The sequence below is a fragment of the Streptomyces sp. AC627_RSS907 genome (genome assembly GCF_019049165.1).
Genome location: NZ_JAGMUE010000273.1, coordinates 1 through 736 on the forward strand (window position 1 = coordinate 1; position 736 = coordinate 736).

General features: G+C 68.9%; 1 protein-coding gene. It reads right to left on the bottom strand.

Annotated features, from left to right (window positions below; all coding sequences use genetic code 11):
- The coding region (locus KUM32_RS33240; protein WP_217145641.1) for an amino acid permease at positions 1-736 on the bottom strand (736 nt) is incomplete at both ends.

A 736-nucleotide genomic window follows, 5' to 3' on the forward strand; every position in this document is an offset into this window, starting at 1 on the left:
CAGGGCCACCGCGCCGGAGGAGTTCAGCAGGAACTCGAAGACCGTGTCCGGCGAGGTGTAGTTGAAGATCACGGCGACGAAGCCGAAGGCCACCGAGGACCAGATCGCGGCGGCCGGCACACCCCGCTTGTTCACCCGTGCGAACGACGCGGGCGCGTCGCCGCGCTGGCCGAGCGAGAAGGCCATCCGGGAGGCCGTGTACAGGCCCGAGTTCAGGCAGGACAGCACGGCCGTCACCACGATCACGTCCATGATCGTCCCGGCGTGGGCGATGCCGATCTCGTTCAGCGCGGCGACGTAGGGGCCGTCGTCGAGGAGGGCCTGCGAGTTCCACGGCAGCAGCATCACCACGAGCAGGATCGAGCCCAGGTAGAAGATGCCGATCCGCCAGATCACGCTGTTCGTCGCCCGGCTGACCATCTTCGCCGGCTCCGCGGACTCGCCCGCGGCCAGCGTGACGATCTCGCTGCCCATGAAGGAGAAGACGACCAGGAGCATGCCGGAGAGGATGGTGCCGGGGCCGTTGGGCAGGAAGCCGCCGTCGCCGGTCAGGTGCGAGGTGCCCACCGCCTCGGTGTCCGGCAGCACGCCGAAGACCGCGAGCCCGGCGATGACGATGAACGCGGCGATCGCCACGACCTTGATCCCGGCGAACCAGAACTCGAACTCGCCGTACGAGCCGACCGAGGCCAGGTTCGTCGCGGTCAGCACGACCATCACGAGCAGCGCCCACGCC